Origin of the sequence: Streptomyces sp. NPDC059649, from assembly GCF_042734445.1 — a bacterium.
GTDB lineage: Bacteria > Actinomycetota > Actinomycetes > Streptomycetales > Streptomycetaceae > Streptomyces.
On record NZ_JBHWDV010000043.1, the window covers coordinates 35,660 to 50,337 of the forward strand.

The 14,678-nt window shown below is 71.4% G+C and carries 13 protein-coding genes; 11 read left to right on the forward strand and 2 right to left on the reverse strand.

Annotated features, from left to right (window positions below):
- Nucleotides 1-17 precede the first annotated feature (17 nt).
- The gene (locus tag ACFV1J_RS31715; RefSeq protein ID WP_385863850.1) at nucleotides 18-422 is read left to right on the forward strand and encodes a hypothetical protein; all 405 of its coding nucleotides are present in this window, start codon (nucleotides 18-20) and stop codon (nucleotides 420-422) included.
- 15 nt (nucleotides 423-437) lie between these two features.
- Nucleotides 438-1,628, forward strand: coding sequence for a glutathionylspermidine synthase family protein (locus ACFV1J_RS31720; protein ID WP_385863853.1), 1,191 nt, complete (start codon nucleotides 438-440; stop codon nucleotides 1,626-1,628).
- A gap of 241 nt (nucleotides 1,629-1,869) precedes the next feature.
- Here the strand turns inward: ACFV1J_RS31720 and rocD are convergent, their stop codons facing one another.
- On the reverse strand, nucleotides 1,870-3,087 hold the full coding sequence (gene rocD, locus ACFV1J_RS31725) for an ornithine--oxo-acid transaminase (protein ID WP_385863855.1): 1,218 nt from the start codon (nucleotides 3,085-3,087) through the stop codon (nucleotides 1,870-1,872).
- A 430-nt stretch (nucleotides 3,088-3,517) separates the two neighbouring features.
- Between rocD and glyA the strand changes: the two genes are divergently transcribed.
- From glyA to ACFV1J_RS31745, 4 genes are all read left to right on the forward strand, one after another.
- Nucleotides 3,518-4,834 carry a serine hydroxymethyltransferase gene (gene glyA / locus ACFV1J_RS31730; protein WP_385863857.1) on the forward strand — a complete coding sequence of 439 codons (1,317 nt, stop codon included), beginning with the start codon at nucleotides 3,518-3,520 and terminating at the stop codon, nucleotides 4,832-4,834.
- 356 nt (nucleotides 4,835-5,190) lie between these two features.
- Entirely contained in the window at nucleotides 5,191-6,201 is a 1,011-nt protein-coding gene (trpS, locus tag ACFV1J_RS31735) for a tryptophan--tRNA ligase (protein ID WP_385863914.1), read from the forward strand.
- A gap of 184 nt (nucleotides 6,202-6,385) precedes the next feature.
- Nucleotides 6,386-6,970, forward strand: a complete 585-nt coding sequence (locus tag ACFV1J_RS31740; RefSeq protein WP_385863859.1) for a 2'-5' RNA ligase family protein — start codon at nucleotides 6,386-6,388, stop codon at nucleotides 6,968-6,970.
- Nucleotides 6,971-7,124: 154 nt separating this feature from the next.
- Nucleotides 7,125-8,042 (forward strand): YihY/virulence factor BrkB family protein, encoded by a 918-nt coding sequence (locus tag ACFV1J_RS31745; protein ID WP_385863861.1) that lies wholly within the window; start codon nucleotides 7,125-7,127, stop codon nucleotides 8,040-8,042.
- 160 nt (nucleotides 8,043-8,202) lie between these two features.
- Here ACFV1J_RS31745 and ACFV1J_RS31750 read toward each other — a convergent pair whose 3' ends face one another.
- Nucleotides 8,203-9,591: a D-alanyl-D-alanine carboxypeptidase family protein gene (locus ACFV1J_RS31750; protein WP_385863863.1), complete on the reverse strand. Its 1,389-nt coding sequence runs from the start codon at nucleotides 9,589-9,591 to the stop codon at nucleotides 8,203-8,205.
- On the opposite strand from ACFV1J_RS31750, the gene ACFV1J_RS31755 reads away from it, so the two are divergent.
- From ACFV1J_RS31755 to ACFV1J_RS31775, 5 genes are all read left to right on the forward strand, one after another.
- Nucleotides 9,590-9,841, forward strand: a complete 252-nt coding sequence (locus ACFV1J_RS31755; RefSeq protein WP_385863865.1) for an SCO4848 family membrane protein — start codon at nucleotides 9,590-9,592, stop codon at nucleotides 9,839-9,841. The genes ACFV1J_RS31750 and ACFV1J_RS31755 overlap by 2 nt on opposite strands.
- Before the next feature lie 321 nt (nucleotides 9,842-10,162).
- Nucleotides 10,163-10,906: a guanitoxin biosynthesis heme-dependent pre-guanitoxin N-hydroxylase GntA gene (gene gntA / locus ACFV1J_RS31760; RefSeq protein ID WP_385863867.1), complete on the forward strand. Its 744-nt coding sequence runs from the start codon at nucleotides 10,163-10,165 to the stop codon at nucleotides 10,904-10,906.
- Between the two features lie 339 nt (nucleotides 10,907-11,245).
- Nucleotides 11,246-12,583 carry a metallophosphoesterase gene (locus ACFV1J_RS31765; protein WP_385863868.1) on the forward strand — a complete coding sequence of 446 codons (1,338 nt, stop codon included), beginning with the start codon at nucleotides 11,246-11,248 and terminating at the stop codon, nucleotides 12,581-12,583.
- 277 nt (nucleotides 12,584-12,860) lie between these two features.
- Complete coding sequence (locus tag ACFV1J_RS31770; RefSeq protein ID WP_385863870.1) at nucleotides 12,861-13,172, forward strand: hypothetical protein; 312 nt, start codon at nucleotides 12,861-12,863, stop codon at nucleotides 13,170-13,172.
- 56 nt (nucleotides 13,173-13,228) lie between these two features.
- Nucleotides 13,229-14,653: a hypothetical protein gene (locus ACFV1J_RS31775; RefSeq protein ID WP_385863872.1), complete on the forward strand. Its 1,425-nt coding sequence runs from the start codon at nucleotides 13,229-13,231 to the stop codon at nucleotides 14,651-14,653.
- Nucleotides 14,654-14,678: the final 25 nt, after the last annotated feature.

Genomic DNA, 14,678 nt, shown 5'->3' on the forward strand with positions numbered 1-14,678 from the left:
CCACGGGGGAGACAGAGATGGCCGAAAAAGCACGCCGCCGGCTGCGGTCGAGCACGGTGATCCTGGGCGGTATGGGCGCCCTGGCCGCCGCCCTGACGTCCTGCGGCTCCGACCCGGACAAGCGCTGCGTCGACCGCAACAGCTACGACGTCGTCAAGGGCTACCGCGTCGTCGACGCCAAGAACTGCTCGGCGGGCGGCGGCTCGTCCAGCGGCGGCTCGGGAACCGGCGGCGCCGGATCCGGTACGTCGGGCCGCGGCAAGCGCCCGGTCGACGGCCAGTGGTACTACGACCCGGACAACGGCGGCGGCAAGTACGCCGACAACGGCACCTTCAGCAGGACCACCGCCGTCAACCGCGGCGGCTTCGGTTGCTCCGGCTCCGGCTCGCACGGCGGCCGGCACGGCTCCTTCGGCGGCTGAGCGGATCGTACGGGCATGGAACGCCACACCATCGAGCGCCGCCCCGACTGGCAGCGGACCGTCGAGGCGCAGGGCCTGATCTACCCGCTCACCCGCTACCCGGACGACTCGCTGCGCCCCTACTGGGACGAGAGCGCCTACTACGCCTTCACCCTGCCGGAGGTCGAGGCGCTGGAGGAGGTCGTCGAGGAGCTGCACGGCATGTGCCTGGCCGCCGCCGAGCACATCGTCGCCCGCGACCGCTTCGCCGACCTCGGGATCACCGACCCCCGGCTCGCCGCGCTGGTCGCCGAGTCCTGGCGCCGGCGCGCCGAACTCCCGTCCCTCTACGGGCGGTTCGACCTGCACTACGACGGCACCGGCCCGGCCAAGATGCTGGAGTACAACGCCGATACGCCGACCTCGCTGGTCGAGGCCGCCAGCCCCCAGTGGTTCTGGATGGAGGACCGCTTCCCCGGCGCCGACCAGTGGAACTCGCTGCACGAGCGGCTGGTCGCGGCCTGGAAGCGGCAGGCGCCGCTGCTGCCGCCCGGTGCCCCGGTGCACTTCGCGCACTCCGCGGGCGACGAGCTCGGCGAGGACCTGATGACCGTCGCCTACCTGGAGGAGACAGCTCAGCAGGCGGGCCTTTCGACCGTCACCGTCCCCGTGGAGGAGATCGGCTGGGACCGGCTCTCGGGCCGCTTCGTCGACCAGCGGCTGCGCTTCATACGGGCCTGCTTCAAGCTCTACCCGTGGGAGTGGCTGGCCACCGACGACTTCGGCCCGCACGTCCTGGACACCCTCGACAACGGCGGCGGCACCGGCTCCACCCTCTGGATCGAACCCGCCTGGAAGATGCTGCTCTCCAACAAGGCGTTGCTGGCGATCCTGTGGGAGCTGTACCCCGGCCACCCGAACCTGCTGCCCGCCTACCTGGACGGGCCGCGCGAGCTGGCGCACACCCGCGGCTACGCCGCCAAACCGCTGCTGGGCCGGGAGGGCGCCGGCGTCACCCTGCACCAGCCGGGCGACGAGCCGGTGCTGCGCGGACCCGACGACCCCTGCTGCTACCAGGAGTTGGCGCCGCTGCCGGACTTCGACGGCAACCGGGTCGTACTGGGCGCCTGGGTGGTCGAGGACGAGGCGGCCGGCCTCGGCATCCGCGAGTCGGCGGGGCCGGTCACGGACGAGTACGCCCGCTTCATCCCGCATGTGATCCGCTGAGCGTCAGCTGAAGCGTCGGCTGAGACGTCAGCTGAAGCGTCGGCTGAAGCTCGGCTGTTGTACGGGGCACCCGCCACGCGCCCTCCGTACGCGGCGCCCGTACGTGGCTCGCCTCTCGACGTCCCCGCCTGGCACAGCGGGCGGCCAGGGCCTCGCGCCCGCCGCCGGCCGTCCGCTGCACGTCCGCCGCCCCCGCATGCCCCCGTCGACCCCCGTCACGCCCTGCCGTCACGCTCTGCCGTCACGCCCCCAGGACGTTCCGCAGCCGTTCCAGTCCCCAGTCCAGGTCCTCCTTGCTGATCATCAGGGGCGGCGCGAGCCGGATCGTCGCGCCGTGGGTGTCCTTGACCAGGACGCCGCGCGCCATCAGCTGCTCGGAGACCGCGCGCCCGGTGCCGTGGGACGGGTTGATGTCCACGCCCGCCCACAGTCCGCGGCCGCGCACCGCGTCCACCGCCCCGCTGGCCACCAGCAGCCCCAGCTCGCTGTGCAGATGCTCGCCCAACTCCGTTGCCCGTTCCTGGTATTCGCCGGTCCGCAGCAGCGCGATCACCTCCAGCGCGACCGCGCAGGCGAGCGGGTTCCCGCCGAACGTCGAGCCGTGCTCGCCCGGGGCGAAGACCCCCAGCACCTCGCGCGAGGACACCACCGCCGACACCGGCACCACACCGCCGCCCAGCGCCTTGCCGAGCACGTACACATCGGGCTCCACGCCCTCGTGCTCACAGGCGAAGGTCCGGCCGGTGCGGCCCAGCCCGGACTGGATCTCGTCGGCGACGAACAGCACGTTCCGGCGCCGGGTCAGCTCCCGTACGCCCGCCAGATAGCCGGGCGGCGGTACCCGTACGCCCGCCTCGCCCTGGATCGGCTCCAGCAGCACCGCGACGGTCCGCTCGTCGACCGCCGCCTCCATCGCCGCCAGATCGCCGTAGGGGACGATCTCGAAGCCGGGGGTGTACGGGCCGAAGCCGGCGCGGGCCTCGGGGTCGGTGGAGAACGAGACGATGGTGGTGGTCCGGCCGTGGAAGTTGCCGTCCGCGACGATGATCTTCGCCTGGCCGTCCGGGACGCCCTTGACCTGGTAGCCCCACTTGCGGGCGGTCTTCAGCGCGGTCTCCACCGCCTCGGCGCCGGTGTTCATCGGCAGCACCAGCTCCATCCCGCACAGCTCGGCCAGCTGGGCGCAGAAGTCGCCGAACCGGTCGTGGTGGAAGGCGCGTGAGGTGAGGGTGACCCGTTCCAGCTGGGCGCGGGCGGCGGCCAGCAGCCGCGGGTGGCCGTGCCCGAAGTTGAGCGCGGAGTACCCGGCGAGCATGTCCAGGTAGCGCCGGCCCGTCACGTCCGTCATCCAGGCACCCTCGGCGGTCGCCACGACCAGGGGGAGCGGATGGTAGTTGTGCGCGCTGTGGGCTTCGGCGGCGGCGAGGGCGCCTGCGATGCCGGGTTCCGTGGACGTCACCGTGACTCCGTTCCGGTAGACCGTACGGGGTGCATGGAGTGAGGTGCCCCATATGCCCCTCTATATTGCCCCTCAGTCGGTTCGCCCGGAAGCCACCGGGGCGATCGGGTATTCCCGGCACCGGGCCGTGGGGCGTTCCCGGCGGCGGGCCGCTGTGCATTCCTGTCACCGGGCCGTGACGCGGAGCGGGTGTTCCCGTCACCGGGCCGTGACGCGGAGCGGGTGTTCCTGGCACCGGGACGTGGCGCGGAGCGGGTGTTCCCGGCACCGGGACGTGCGCGGCCGTCTAGACTCGGCGGTGCGCATCGCGACTGGCGTACGGGGAAACGACCCCGAGGGAGCGCTGCGTGGCCACCGCCACGAGGTGTCGCCCCGCCTGGGCACCCCGGGACCACGACCGGACCACCGATCGACCGCCCCGGAGGACGCCATGTCATTTCCGCAGTCCGCGCACCCGCAGCCGGCACACCCGCAGTCCGCATCCCTCTCCCATCCCGCGCTGAGCGCCGCCGACCCCGAACTCGCCGCGCTGGTCGGCGCCGAGGAACAGCTCCAGGCCGACACGCTGCGGCTGATCCCCAGCGAGAACTACGTCTCCGCCGCCGTCCTGGAAGCCACCGGCACGGTCCTGCAGAACAAGTACAGCGAGGGATACCCGGGCCGTCGCTACTACGAAGGCCAGCAGAACATCGACCGCGTCGAGACCCTGGCCGTCGAGCGCGCCAAGGCCGTCTTCGGCGTCGAACACGCCAATGTCCAGCCGTACTCGGGCTCGCCGGCCAACCTCGCCGCCTACCTCGCGTTCGCCGAACCGGGCGACACCGTGCTCGGCATGGCGCTGCCGATGGGCGGCCACCTCACGCACGGCTGGGGCGTCTCGGCGACCGGCACGTGGTTCCGCGGCGTCCAGTACGGCGTACGCGCCGACACCGCGCTCATCGACTTCGACGAGGTGCGCGACCTCGCCCGCAAGGAACGCCCGAAGATCATCTTCTGTGGCGGTACGGCCGTCCCGCGCACCATCGACTTCGCCGCGTTCGGCGAGATCGCCCGCGAGGTCGGCGCCGTCCTCGTCGCGGACATCGCGCACATCGCCGGGCTGGTCGCGGGCGGCGCCCACCCCTCGCCCGTGCCGCACGCGGACGTCATCTCCACCACCACCCACAAGACCCTGCGCGGGCCGCGCGGCGCGATGCTGATGTCCCGGGCGAGCCACGCCAAGGCCGTCGACAAGGCGGTCTTCCCGGGGCTGCAGGGCGGGCCGCACAACCACACCACGGCCGCCATCGCGGTCGCCCTGCACGAGGCCGCCGCGCCGTCCTTCCGGGAGTACGCGCACGCCGTCGTCGCCAACGCCAAGGCGCTCGCCGAGGCCCTGCTGGCCCGCGGCTACGACCTGGTCTCCGGCGGCACCGACAACCACCTGGTGCTGATCGACCTCACCTCGAAGGACGTCCCCGGCAAGGTCGCCGCCAAGGCCCTGGACCGGGCCGGCATCGTCGTCAACTACAACACCGTCCCCTTCGACCCCCGCAAGCCCTTCGACCCCTCCGGCATCCGCATCGGCACCCCGGCCCTCACCTCCCGCGGCCTGGGCACGGACCGGATGCCGCAGGTCGCGGAGTGGATCGACCGCGGTGTCCAGGCCGCGGCAAAGGGCGACGAGGACGCCCTCACGGTGATCCGCACGGAGGTCGCCGAGCTGATGGCCACCTACCCGGCACCGGGGCTGGCGGTCGGGGAGTAACCACCGCCTGGCCGTCGGGGGCAACCGCCGGTGGTCCCTGACGGCTGGGGCCTCCCGCTCCCTCGACCGTCGCGGACCCCCCGAGCCCCGGGAATACCCGCCCCCACCTGCACGTTGTGGCCCCGCAGGGGGCCTCGCCATCCCCTACGGGATGCGTTCGAGAAACCCCTGCGGGCCACCGTGAGAACCCCCTGCGGGCCACCGTGAGGCCCCCTACGGGATCACCGCGAGGCCCCCTAAGGGACCACCCCTACTGGCCCCCGCCCTCCCGCCCCCCGCGACCTGAGACAATCAATCCCATGGCTCTCGATCGCCCGCCCGTCGCCCACCACCGCCCCCAGGGGAATGGCTCCGCCATGCAGCATCGTCCGCGTGTGCTCTCCGGTATCCAGCCCACCGCCGGCTCCTTCCACCTCGGCAATTACCTCGGCGCGGTGCGCCAGTGGGTGGACCTCCAGGAGTCCCACGACGCCTTCTACATGGTCGTCGACCTCCATGCGATCACCGTCCCGCAGGACCCGGCGGAACTGCGCCGCAACACCCGGATCGCCGCCGCCCAGCTGCTCGCGGCCGGCCTCGACCCGGAGCGCTGCACGCTCTTCGTCCAGAGCCATGTGCCCGAGCACGCCCAGCTCGCCTGGGTCATGAACTGCGTCACCGGCTTCGGCGAGGCCTCCCGGATGACCCAGTTCAAGGACAAGTCGGCCAAGCAGGGCGCGGACCGCACCACCGTCGGCCTGTTCACCTACCCCGTGCTGATGGTCGCCGACATCCTCCTCTACCAGGCCGATCAGGTCCCGGTCGGCGAGGACCAGCGCCAGCACCTGGAGCTGACCCGCGACCTCGCGGACCGCTTCAACACCCGCTACGGCGACACCTTCGCGATCCCGAACCCGTACATCCTCAAGGAGACGGCGAAGATCTTCGATCTTCAGGAACCGTCGATCAAGATGAGCAAGTCGGCGTCCTCGCCCAAGGGCATCATCGACCTGCTCGACGACCCCAAGGTCACCGCGAAGAAGGTCAAGAGCGCCGTGACGGACACCGACACGGTGATCCGCTTCGACCGCGAGGCCAAGCCCGGCGTCAGCAATCTCCTCAGCATCCTCTCCACCCTCACCGGCACCTCCATCCCGGACCTGGAGAAGTCCTACGAGGGCAAGATGTACGGCGCCCTCAAGACGGATCTCGCCGAAGTGATGGTCGACTTCGTCACACCGTTCCGGGACCGTACGCGGGAGTTCCTCGACGACCCCGAGACGCTGGACGCCCTGCTGGCCAAGGGCGCGGAGAAGGCCCGCTCGGTCGCCGCGGAGACCCTCGCCACCACGTACGACCGGCTCGGGCTGCTGCCCGCCAAGCACTGACGGAACGGTCCGCGCGGCCCGCCCCGGCCGGCCGCGCGGCCCCCGCCAGGACCGCCGCCCCCACTCACGGGGGCACAACGGCCCGGCCGTCCGGGGGCCGGGTGCGCTCCCCGTACGGGCCGCGTACCCGGCACACTAAGAGGGTGCGCGAGCGCGCCGCACACACGTCAGGAGGGAGAACGCAGTGGGGACCGTAACGCTGGGCGTTTCGATCGCGGTCCCGGAGCCGTACGGCAGCTTCCTCCAGCGGAAGCGCGCGGGCTTCGGGGACCCTGCCGCACACGGCATCCCCACCCACATCACCCTCCTCCCGCCCACGGAGGTCCAGGCCGACGCGCTGCCCGCGATCGAGCGCCACCTCGCCGGGGTCGCGGCCGCCTCCCGCCCCTTCCCGCTCCGGCTGCAGGGCACCGACACCTTCCGCCCGCTCTCCCCGGTCGTCTACGTGAAGGTCACCGAGGGCGCGGCCGGCTGCACCGCCCTCCAGGCCCGGGTCCGTGCCGCCTCCGGCCCGTGCGCCCGTGAGCTGCAGTTCCCGTACCACCCGCATGTGACGGTCGCGCACGGCATCGACGAGGACGCCATGGACCGGGCCCGGGCCGAGCTCGCGGACTTCTCCGCGACCTGGACGATCGCCGGGTTCGCCCTCTACCAGCAGGGCGCGGACGCCGTCTGGCGCCTGGAGCGCGAGTACCCCTTCGGCCCGCAGGCCCCCTCCGTCCCCCGCCAGGCCGCCGACCTCTCCCGCCCCCCGGCCCCTTCCTGCTGACTCCGGTCCCGGCCCCTTCCTGCTGAGGTGAGGCTGCCGTCGGCCGGTCCCGCGGCGAGGCTGCCGTCGGCCGGATGTCCGAAGGGCGTTACGGGGTAGTCGGACTCTAAGGTTCCGGATCACCGGTGACCGACTGCCGTACGAGGGGAACGCCGTGGACTGGTTGAGGAAACTGCCGGTGGTCGGGCCGGCCGTCGGCTGGCTGATGACCACTCACCTCTGGCACGCCTACGAACGGATGCTCCGGGTGCACTGGACCCGGCTGGCCGCCGCGATCACCTTCACCAGCTTCGTCGCCCTCTTCCCGCTGCTCACCTTGGCCGCCGCGATCGGCGCCGCACTGCTCAGCGACCGGGACCTGCACAAGCTGGAAGGCAAGCTCGCCGAGCAGCTCCCCGGCATCTCCGGGCAGATGGACATCGCCGGGCTCGTCGACAACGCCGCCACGATCGGGCTGGTCGCCGGTGCCGCGCTGCTGCTCACCGGCATCGGCTGGGTCGACTCACTGCGCGACTGCCTGCGCGCCGTATGGGAGAAGGGCGACGACGACACCAACTTCCTCCTCGGCAAACTCCGGGACGGCGCCCTGCTGCTGGGGCTCGGCGGCGTCGCCCTGCTCTCGTTCGCCTGCTCGGCCTTCGCGTCCTCCGCGGTCGGCAAGGCGGCGCAGGCGATGGGTCTGGCGGAGGGCGGCATCGGCACCGTACTGCTGTCCGCCGCCGGCTTCTGCATCGCCGTCCTCGCGGACTTCCTGCTGCTCGTCTACGTCCTGACCAAACTGCCCGGCGCCCACCCGCCGCGCCGCGCCGTGGTCATCGCCGGCCTGCTCGGCGCGATCGGCTTCGAACTGCTGAAGCTGCTGCTCAGCGGCTATCTCCAGGCCGTCGCCGGACGCAGCATGTACGGCGCCTTCGGCACTCCGATCGCGCTTCTGCTGTGGATCAACTTCACCGCGAAGCTGCTGGTCTACTGCGCCTCGTGGACGGCCACGGAGGGGGAGGAGACGAACGGGGCGGACGACACCGGCGACACGGGGCCAGGGGCCACGGAAGCCGGGGCCAAGGCCGCTTAGGGCCTGTCCGATGGGTCAGGCCCTGGCCTGACCCACGGTTCACCCGCCCCCCGATTCACCCGCCGTCCCGCCCGGCTGCCGCCCGATTCACCCGCCGTCCCGCCCGGCTGCCGCCCGATTCACCCGCCGTCCCGCCCGCCTGCCGCCCCCTCCGCCCGGCTCACTTCGCGGCGCGACGCCGACGTACCACCAGCGCCACCGCGCCGAGCACCACCACCGCACCGCCGGTGATCCCCACCGCGGTCCAGGTGGCGCCCGGCCCGGTGCCGTCCAGCGCCGCCTGGGTGCTGCCGTGCCCGCCCTTGTGGCGCTTGCCCTGGGCGCTCACCGCGCCGGTGCCGTCGTCCTCGCTGCGCGGCCCGACCAGCCGGCCGACCGGCTCGACCTTGTCGGCCGCCGCGAAACCCCAGTCGAGCAGGCTGGCGGCCTCGCGATAGGCCTCGTTGTGCACCTTCTTCTCCGGGTTCATGACCGTGACCAGCAGCTTGCGGTCACCGCGCTGCGCCACCCCGGTGAAGGTCGAGCCGGCGTTGGTGGTCGACCCGTTCTTCACACCCGCGATCCCGGGATACGGCTTGATGTCGTAATCCCCGCTCAGCAGGCGGTTGGTGTTCTGGATCCCGAACGTCGCCCGCTTGCCGCCCTTGCCCTTGTCCCCGGGGAACTGGGCGCTCGCGGTCGAGCAGTACTCGCGGAAGTCGGGGTTTCGCAGCCCGGCCCGGGCGAACAGGGTCAGGTCGTACGCGCTGGAGACCTGCCCCGGCGCGTCGTAACCGTCCGGCGTGACGACATGCGTGTCGTTGGCGTTCAGTTCCTTCGCGTGCTGCTGCATCTGCTGCACGGTGGCCTTCGTCCCGCCGTTCATCGCCGAGAGCGTGTGCACCGCGTCGTTCCCGGAACGCAGGAAGACCCCGAGCCACAGGTCGTGGACCGTGTAGGTCAGGTTCTCCTTTATCCCGACCAGGCTGCTGCCCACGCCCATGCCGGCGAGGTCGGCGGGCTTGACCGTGTGCTTCTGGTTCTTCGGGAACTTCGGCATGACGGTGTCCGCGAACAGCATCTTCAGCGTGCTCGCGGGCGCCAGCTGCCAGTGCGCGTTCTTCGCGGCCAGCACCTTGCCGGACGCGGCGTCCGAGATGATCCAGGACCGCGCGGTCAGCGCGTCCGGCCCCGGCAGCTTCGGCGCACCGGGCTTCAACTGCACCTGTACGCCGGGCGTGCCCAGCCGCTCCCCGCCGATCTGCGACATCTTGGCCGGCGGTGCGGGGGCCTTGGGGTCCTTCGGGTCGGCGTACGCGGTGCCGGTCAGCAACGGAGAGGCCAGCAGCCCGGAGACGGCCAGTGCGGCGGCGGTACGCAGGGACCGGCCGCGGCGCACCGCCGCGCCGGGGGACGTGGAGGGGCGGGCAGGGACGGAAGCCGTGTAAGCACTGAAGGTCGTCGGCACGTCGCTGAACGTACCCCTCTTTGCCCGGGTCGCCGACAGCACCCCACGGAAGAGTGCCCCTCCCGACGGCCGGATGGAGCCGCTGCCCATACTGGAACCCATGAAGCTCTCTCGCCCCGTGTCCTGGTTCCTGCTCGCCTTCGGGGTCTGGAGCTGGTTCATCTGGATCACTTTCGTCAAAAACCTCTGCAAGGACGGGAGCGGTCTGGCCTTCAACGACGCCGGCGACCCGACGGCGTACTTCTGGGTCCATCTGCTGCTGGCCGTGACGTCCTTTCTCTTGGGGACGGCAATCGGCGTCATCGGGTTCCGTGGCGTACGGGCCCTGCGGCGCGAGGCGGGGGACAAGTAGCGGGCGGTCGGCGGAGCGGGCCGCTCGCGGGCCGGCCTGCCGGCCCCCTCACCCACCGTGAACCGCCGTAATCGCCCCGGAATGTGAGCGATTCGTCGCGAGCAATTTTGCTGTGGGGGTTTTCCCAGAGACGCTTCCGCCAGTCACAATCACCGGGCGACTTCCCCCGTCTTCCGCGGACCCGGCGCTGCCCGGGTGCGGTCACGGCTGCCGTGCGCCGTCCCCGGTCCCGGGTGCCGCCGCTGCGGGGTGGGTGCTTTCGGATGCGTGAAGGAGATGATCTCCCGTCGAGGAGGCATGTTGGTGGAAGGAAGGCTGACCATGACGTCGGACGCGCGTGGTGAGGTCGAGGCGTTCATCCTGGGAGACCGGTTCTCCTGCCTGGCGGGCCGTTCGGCCTGGCGCCAGGGCGGCATCACACACCGGCACTACGAGGTGCTGGGGAGCGAGGAGGCCGCCCGGCTGATGGCGCTCGATCTTGCGGAATTCGTCGGCTCGGCGGATTGGAGCGCCCGGTCCTTCACCAGTTTCATCGCCACCTTCGAGCAACCCCGCGGCGTGGACGAACTGCGCTTCGAGGAACTCCTCTGGCAGCAGCTCCAGCTGCTGCACGAGCAGGACGCGGAGAACCACCGGTGGGCGCCGGGCTATGCCTCGGACCCGCAGGCCAAGGAATTCGCGTACAGCGTGGCCGGGCACCCGTTCTTCGTGATCGGCCTGCACGAGACCCACCGCCGCTGGGGCCGCCGGCCGCCCTTCCCGATGCTGGCCTTCAACTCCCACGAGCAGTTCGCCCGCATCAAGGGCGCCGGAATGTGGGACCGGCTGGCGGAGAAGATACGCAAGCAGGACATCAAGCTGCAGGGCGATATCAATCCGAATTTGCAGGAATACGAGGAGCTTTCCGAGGCCCGCCGCTATTCCGGCCGCCCCAAGCCCGCCGAATGGCAGTGTCCGTTCGTCCCCGTTCCCCGCGAAGCGGGCGAGGGCCGGGAAGGGGAACCGGGCCGTGACCGGGACCGGGACCGGGAGCTGGATCGCGAGCTGACCCCCTCGGGGGCCTGAACGAAGCGCGTGGGGCGGGCCGCCCGGGCCTCCGGCGGGCCGCCCTCGCTGGCCGGGTGCGGCTTCCACCGTCCCCAGCTGGTTGCCGCTTCCCGTCCCCAGCTGGGTGCCGCTTCCCTGTTCCTGGCCGGGTGCCGCTTCCCTGTTCCTGGCTGGGCGCCCGATAGCGTGTCCATGCCCATGGTGCGGACCGGGGCCGGTGACTACTCGGGCGACCCGGTGACTACTCGGGTGACCCGGTGAGTACTCGCGCGACCCGGTGACTACTCGGGAGGCCCGGTGAGTACTCGGGAGGCCCGGTGAGTACTCGGGAGACGTGGTGACTACTCGGGAGACGCGGTGATCTTTGCGCTGGTCGCGGTGCCGGTCCTCGGCCTGTTCTTCGGCGTGCACCGCTACGTCTGGTGCCGCCTGGTCCGCGACACCACGGCACCCGGCAGCCGGACCCGCCGCGCCGGCACCGTCGCCGCCTTCGTCCTCCCGCTGCTCTCCCTCGGCGCCCTCCTCGCCGGCCGGGCCGGCGTCCCATTCGTGCTGGAGCAGGCGCTGGCCTGGCCCGGGTACCTCTGGCTGGCCCTGCTGCTGTACCTCGTCCTGGCGCTGCTCGCCGGCGAGGTCGTACGCGCGGTGGGTCTGCGCCTCCTCCGGGCGCGCGAAGCACCGGCCACCACGGTCCCCGCCACCCTCTCGCCCCCTCCACCCGAAGGCCGTCCCGACGCCCCCCACGCCGCCCAGCCGCCCCCCACCCCCTCCACCACTACTCCGGCCCCCACCCCCGCTCCCACCCCCAGCCCCTCCTCGGCCCCCACCCTCCTGCCGCCCCGCACTCCCGCCCTGCCCCCGCTGCCCGCCCCGCCGCGGCGGCTCTTCCTCGCCAGGGCGGTGGCCGCCGGGGCTTCCCTCGCCGCCACGGCCGCCGTCGGGTACGGCACCGCGACCACCCTCCGCGGCCCGTCCGTGAAGCGCGTGACCGTGCCGCTGGCCAAACTGCCGCGCACCGCGCACGGCTTCCGGATCGCCGTGGTCAGCGACATCCACCTGGGGCCGATCCTCGGCCGCGCCCACACCCGGCGCGTCGTCGAGACGATCAACCGGACCTCGCCCGACCTGATCGCCATCGTCGGCGACCTGGTCGACGGCAGCGTCGCCGACCTGGGCCCGGCCGCGGAGCCCCTGCGCGAACTGCGCGCCCGGCACGGCACGTACTTCGTCACGGGTAACCACGAGTACTACTCGGGCGCGGTCCAATGGGTGGACCACGTAATGGAGTTGGGTGTGCACCCGCTGGAGAACGCGCGGACCGCGCTGCCCGGCTTCGACCTCGCGGGCGTCAACGACCTCGCCGGTGCGACCGAACACGCCGGTCCCGACTACGACTTGGCGCTGGGCGACCGCGACCCGGCCCGCGCCGTCGTCCTCATGGCGCACCAGCCGGTCACCATCCACGACACCGTCCGGTACGGGGTGGACCTCCAGCTCTCCGGCCACACCCACGGCGGCCAGATGTGGCCCTTCACGTACGTCGCCGAGGCCACGAACCCGACCGTGGTGGGCCTGGAGCGCTACGGCGACACCCAGCTGTACGTGACCCGCGGCGCGGGAGCCTGGGGCCCACCGGTACGCCTGGGCGCGCCCCCGGACATCACGGTGATCGAACTGGCCTCCCTACGGGCGTGAGGCGGGCGTGAGGCGGATGTGATCGCCTCCGGCCTTGATGGCCACCCGTGTTGATCGCCTTCGGTCAGGGTCGGCAGTAGGTTCCGCCCGTAGGTAACAACCCCTCTACAAAGTGCGGCACCATCCTGCGTTAAATCGGACAGATCATGACTTTCGATCTTGCATCGAAGGCACCCAACTCCCTAGTATTTATTGACTTTATGTTGCCCTTGCCGACGGCTTCACGGGGCGGTGCGTGGGGGAACGAGCCGGGGCATACGGGGAACGGGGAGAAGGAATGAGCGAGCGCTTCAGGGTCGATCTCGACGAACTGGACAGCGTGGTGCGCCAACTCCGCCACCTTCGCGGCGACATGGACGAACCCAGCCAGAAGGTGAAATACAGCACGACCATTCCGAAGTCGGCGTTCGGCGACAATTTCCTTGAGGCGGGCGACCTCGCGAAGGCCCATGACGACATGCAGACGTACATGTCGCAGGTCATCAACGCGCTTCAGGACCTCATCCACAAGTTCGGCGAGAAGACGGAAGCCAGCCGGGGCGCGTACGAGGACCAGGAGCACCAGACGAAGACCTCGATGAATGGCTGAGCACCACACGGGGACGCGCGCACGAAGGGCGGAGATGGAGACGAAGGGGGGCCTGCATGGTTGACGCCAAGCAGGAGTACGACAACGCCAAGGCGATGGAGCAGCAGCGCAAGAACCATGAGCGGGAAGAGCGGCTGAAGTCGTTCAAGGGCCACCGTGTGCTGTCTCCCCCGTCTCCGTCGAACTTCCATCACCATGGCCTCAATGCCCTCCGGGCGATGATTGAGCACGCCAGCCCGGAGGCGATCGAGACCTCCGGTCGCCACTGGCGGGCCTCCGCCGACCGGCTGGCCGGCGAGGACGGCCACGGCGGCATCCGTAAGGCGTTCATGGACGCGGTCGACCACGCCACGGCGCACTGGGAGGGTACGGCTGCCGATGCGTTCCGCAGGGAGGCGTCCAAGGTCCTGGAGAAGATCGACAGGACGTACGGCCATGCCCGGGTCGTCGAGCGCACCCTGATCGGCACCAGGGCCTCGGGTCCGGAGACCGGGGTCGCGCACAATCTTCGCGAGGCCAAGACGGCCATGTCGAAGATCAAGGACCCCGGTGTGGTGGACCGCGCCATGGACGAGAGTGGTGACGACACTCAGTTCAAGAACGACATGGCCAATCCGAAGATGGACGCCCGGATGGCGCTGGAGCTCAACAGGGACAGCCTGTCCCTCACCAAGGAGCGCCAGGTCGAAGCGGTCATCGTCATGGAAGAGCTCGCAGCGCATTACCAGGGCAACGGCGATGTGCTGAAGGACGGGACCGACCCGGGCGGAGTTTCGGGCGACTGGCCGAAGCACCCGTCGACGAAGCCCGCCCCGCCGCCGGTGAACATGCCTGCCATCGGCGGCAATCGCCACCCTCGCACCTCTGCGTCCCAGCAGCCGCGGATGCCCAACGGCGCGGGCGGCGGTTCCGTTCCGGAAGGGTTCGACGGCCCCAAGCTGCACCGGCCCGAAGTGCCCGTGACCACCGGTCTCGACAGCGTGCAGGGCGGCACCCTCGCCCCGCCGACGAGCAGTGGCACCTTCAGCGGCGGGACGACCGGCGGCAGCCACGGCGTGACCGGCGGCACCGGGGGCTTCCCCGGCGGCGCGCTCCCGCCCGGTGTCATCGGCATGCCGGGCGGCACGGGCGGATCCCGGGGCGTCGGCGGTGCCGGCGGGATGCGTGGCGGCATGCCGGGCGCCGGTGCCGGCAAGACGGGCGGCATCAAGGGCGCGGCCGGGCGCAGCGGGCCGCAGGCGCGTACCCGCGGCGGGCTGGTCGGCAAGCCGGGCGGTCCCGCGGGCGGTGCGAAGCAGGGCGGTTCGGGCCTGCACCGCAGCCGTGGCGGCAAGCAGGCGGGCATGATGGGCGGCGCCGCCGGAGCGAAGGGCAAGGGCAAGGAGAAGGAGCGCACCACTGGACAGCGCCCCGACTACCTCGTCGAGGACGAGGAGACCTGGAACCCGCAACGTAACGTTGCCCCTCGCGTCATCGAGTAGGCCGACGATAACGTCGCATGCGGCC

Excerpts from the sequence above, each read along its gene's own strand:
- ACFV1J_RS31715 (WP_385863850.1), top strand. The coding sequence starts at position 18 with ATGGCCGAAAAAGCACGCCGCCGGCTGCGGTCGAGCACGGTGATCCTG.
- ACFV1J_RS31720 (WP_385863853.1), top strand. The coding sequence starts at position 438 with ATGGAACGCCACACCATCGAGCGCCGCCCCGACTGGCAGCGGACCGTC.
- glyA (WP_385863857.1), top strand. The coding sequence starts at position 3,518 with ATGTCATTTCCGCAGTCCGCGCACCCGCAGCCGGCACACCCGCAGTCC.
- trpS (WP_385863914.1), top strand. The coding sequence starts at position 5,191 with ATGCAGCATCGTCCGCGTGTGCTCTCCGGTATCCAGCCCACCGCCGGC.
- ACFV1J_RS31755 (WP_385863865.1), top strand. The coding sequence starts at position 9,590 with ATGAAGCTCTCTCGCCCCGTGTCCTGGTTCCTGCTCGCCTTCGGGGTC.
- ACFV1J_RS31750 (WP_385863863.1), bottom strand. The coding sequence starts at position 9,591 with ATGGGTTCCAGTATGGGCAGCGGCTCCATCCGGCCGTCGGGAGGGGCA.
- gntA (WP_385863867.1), top strand. The coding sequence starts at position 10,163 with ATGACGTCGGACGCGCGTGGTGAGGTCGAGGCGTTCATCCTGGGAGAC.
- ACFV1J_RS31770 (WP_385863870.1), top strand. The coding sequence starts at position 12,861 with ATGAGCGAGCGCTTCAGGGTCGATCTCGACGAACTGGACAGCGTGGTG.
- ACFV1J_RS31775 (WP_385863872.1), top strand. The coding sequence starts at position 13,229 with ATGGTTGACGCCAAGCAGGAGTACGACAACGCCAAGGCGATGGAGCAG.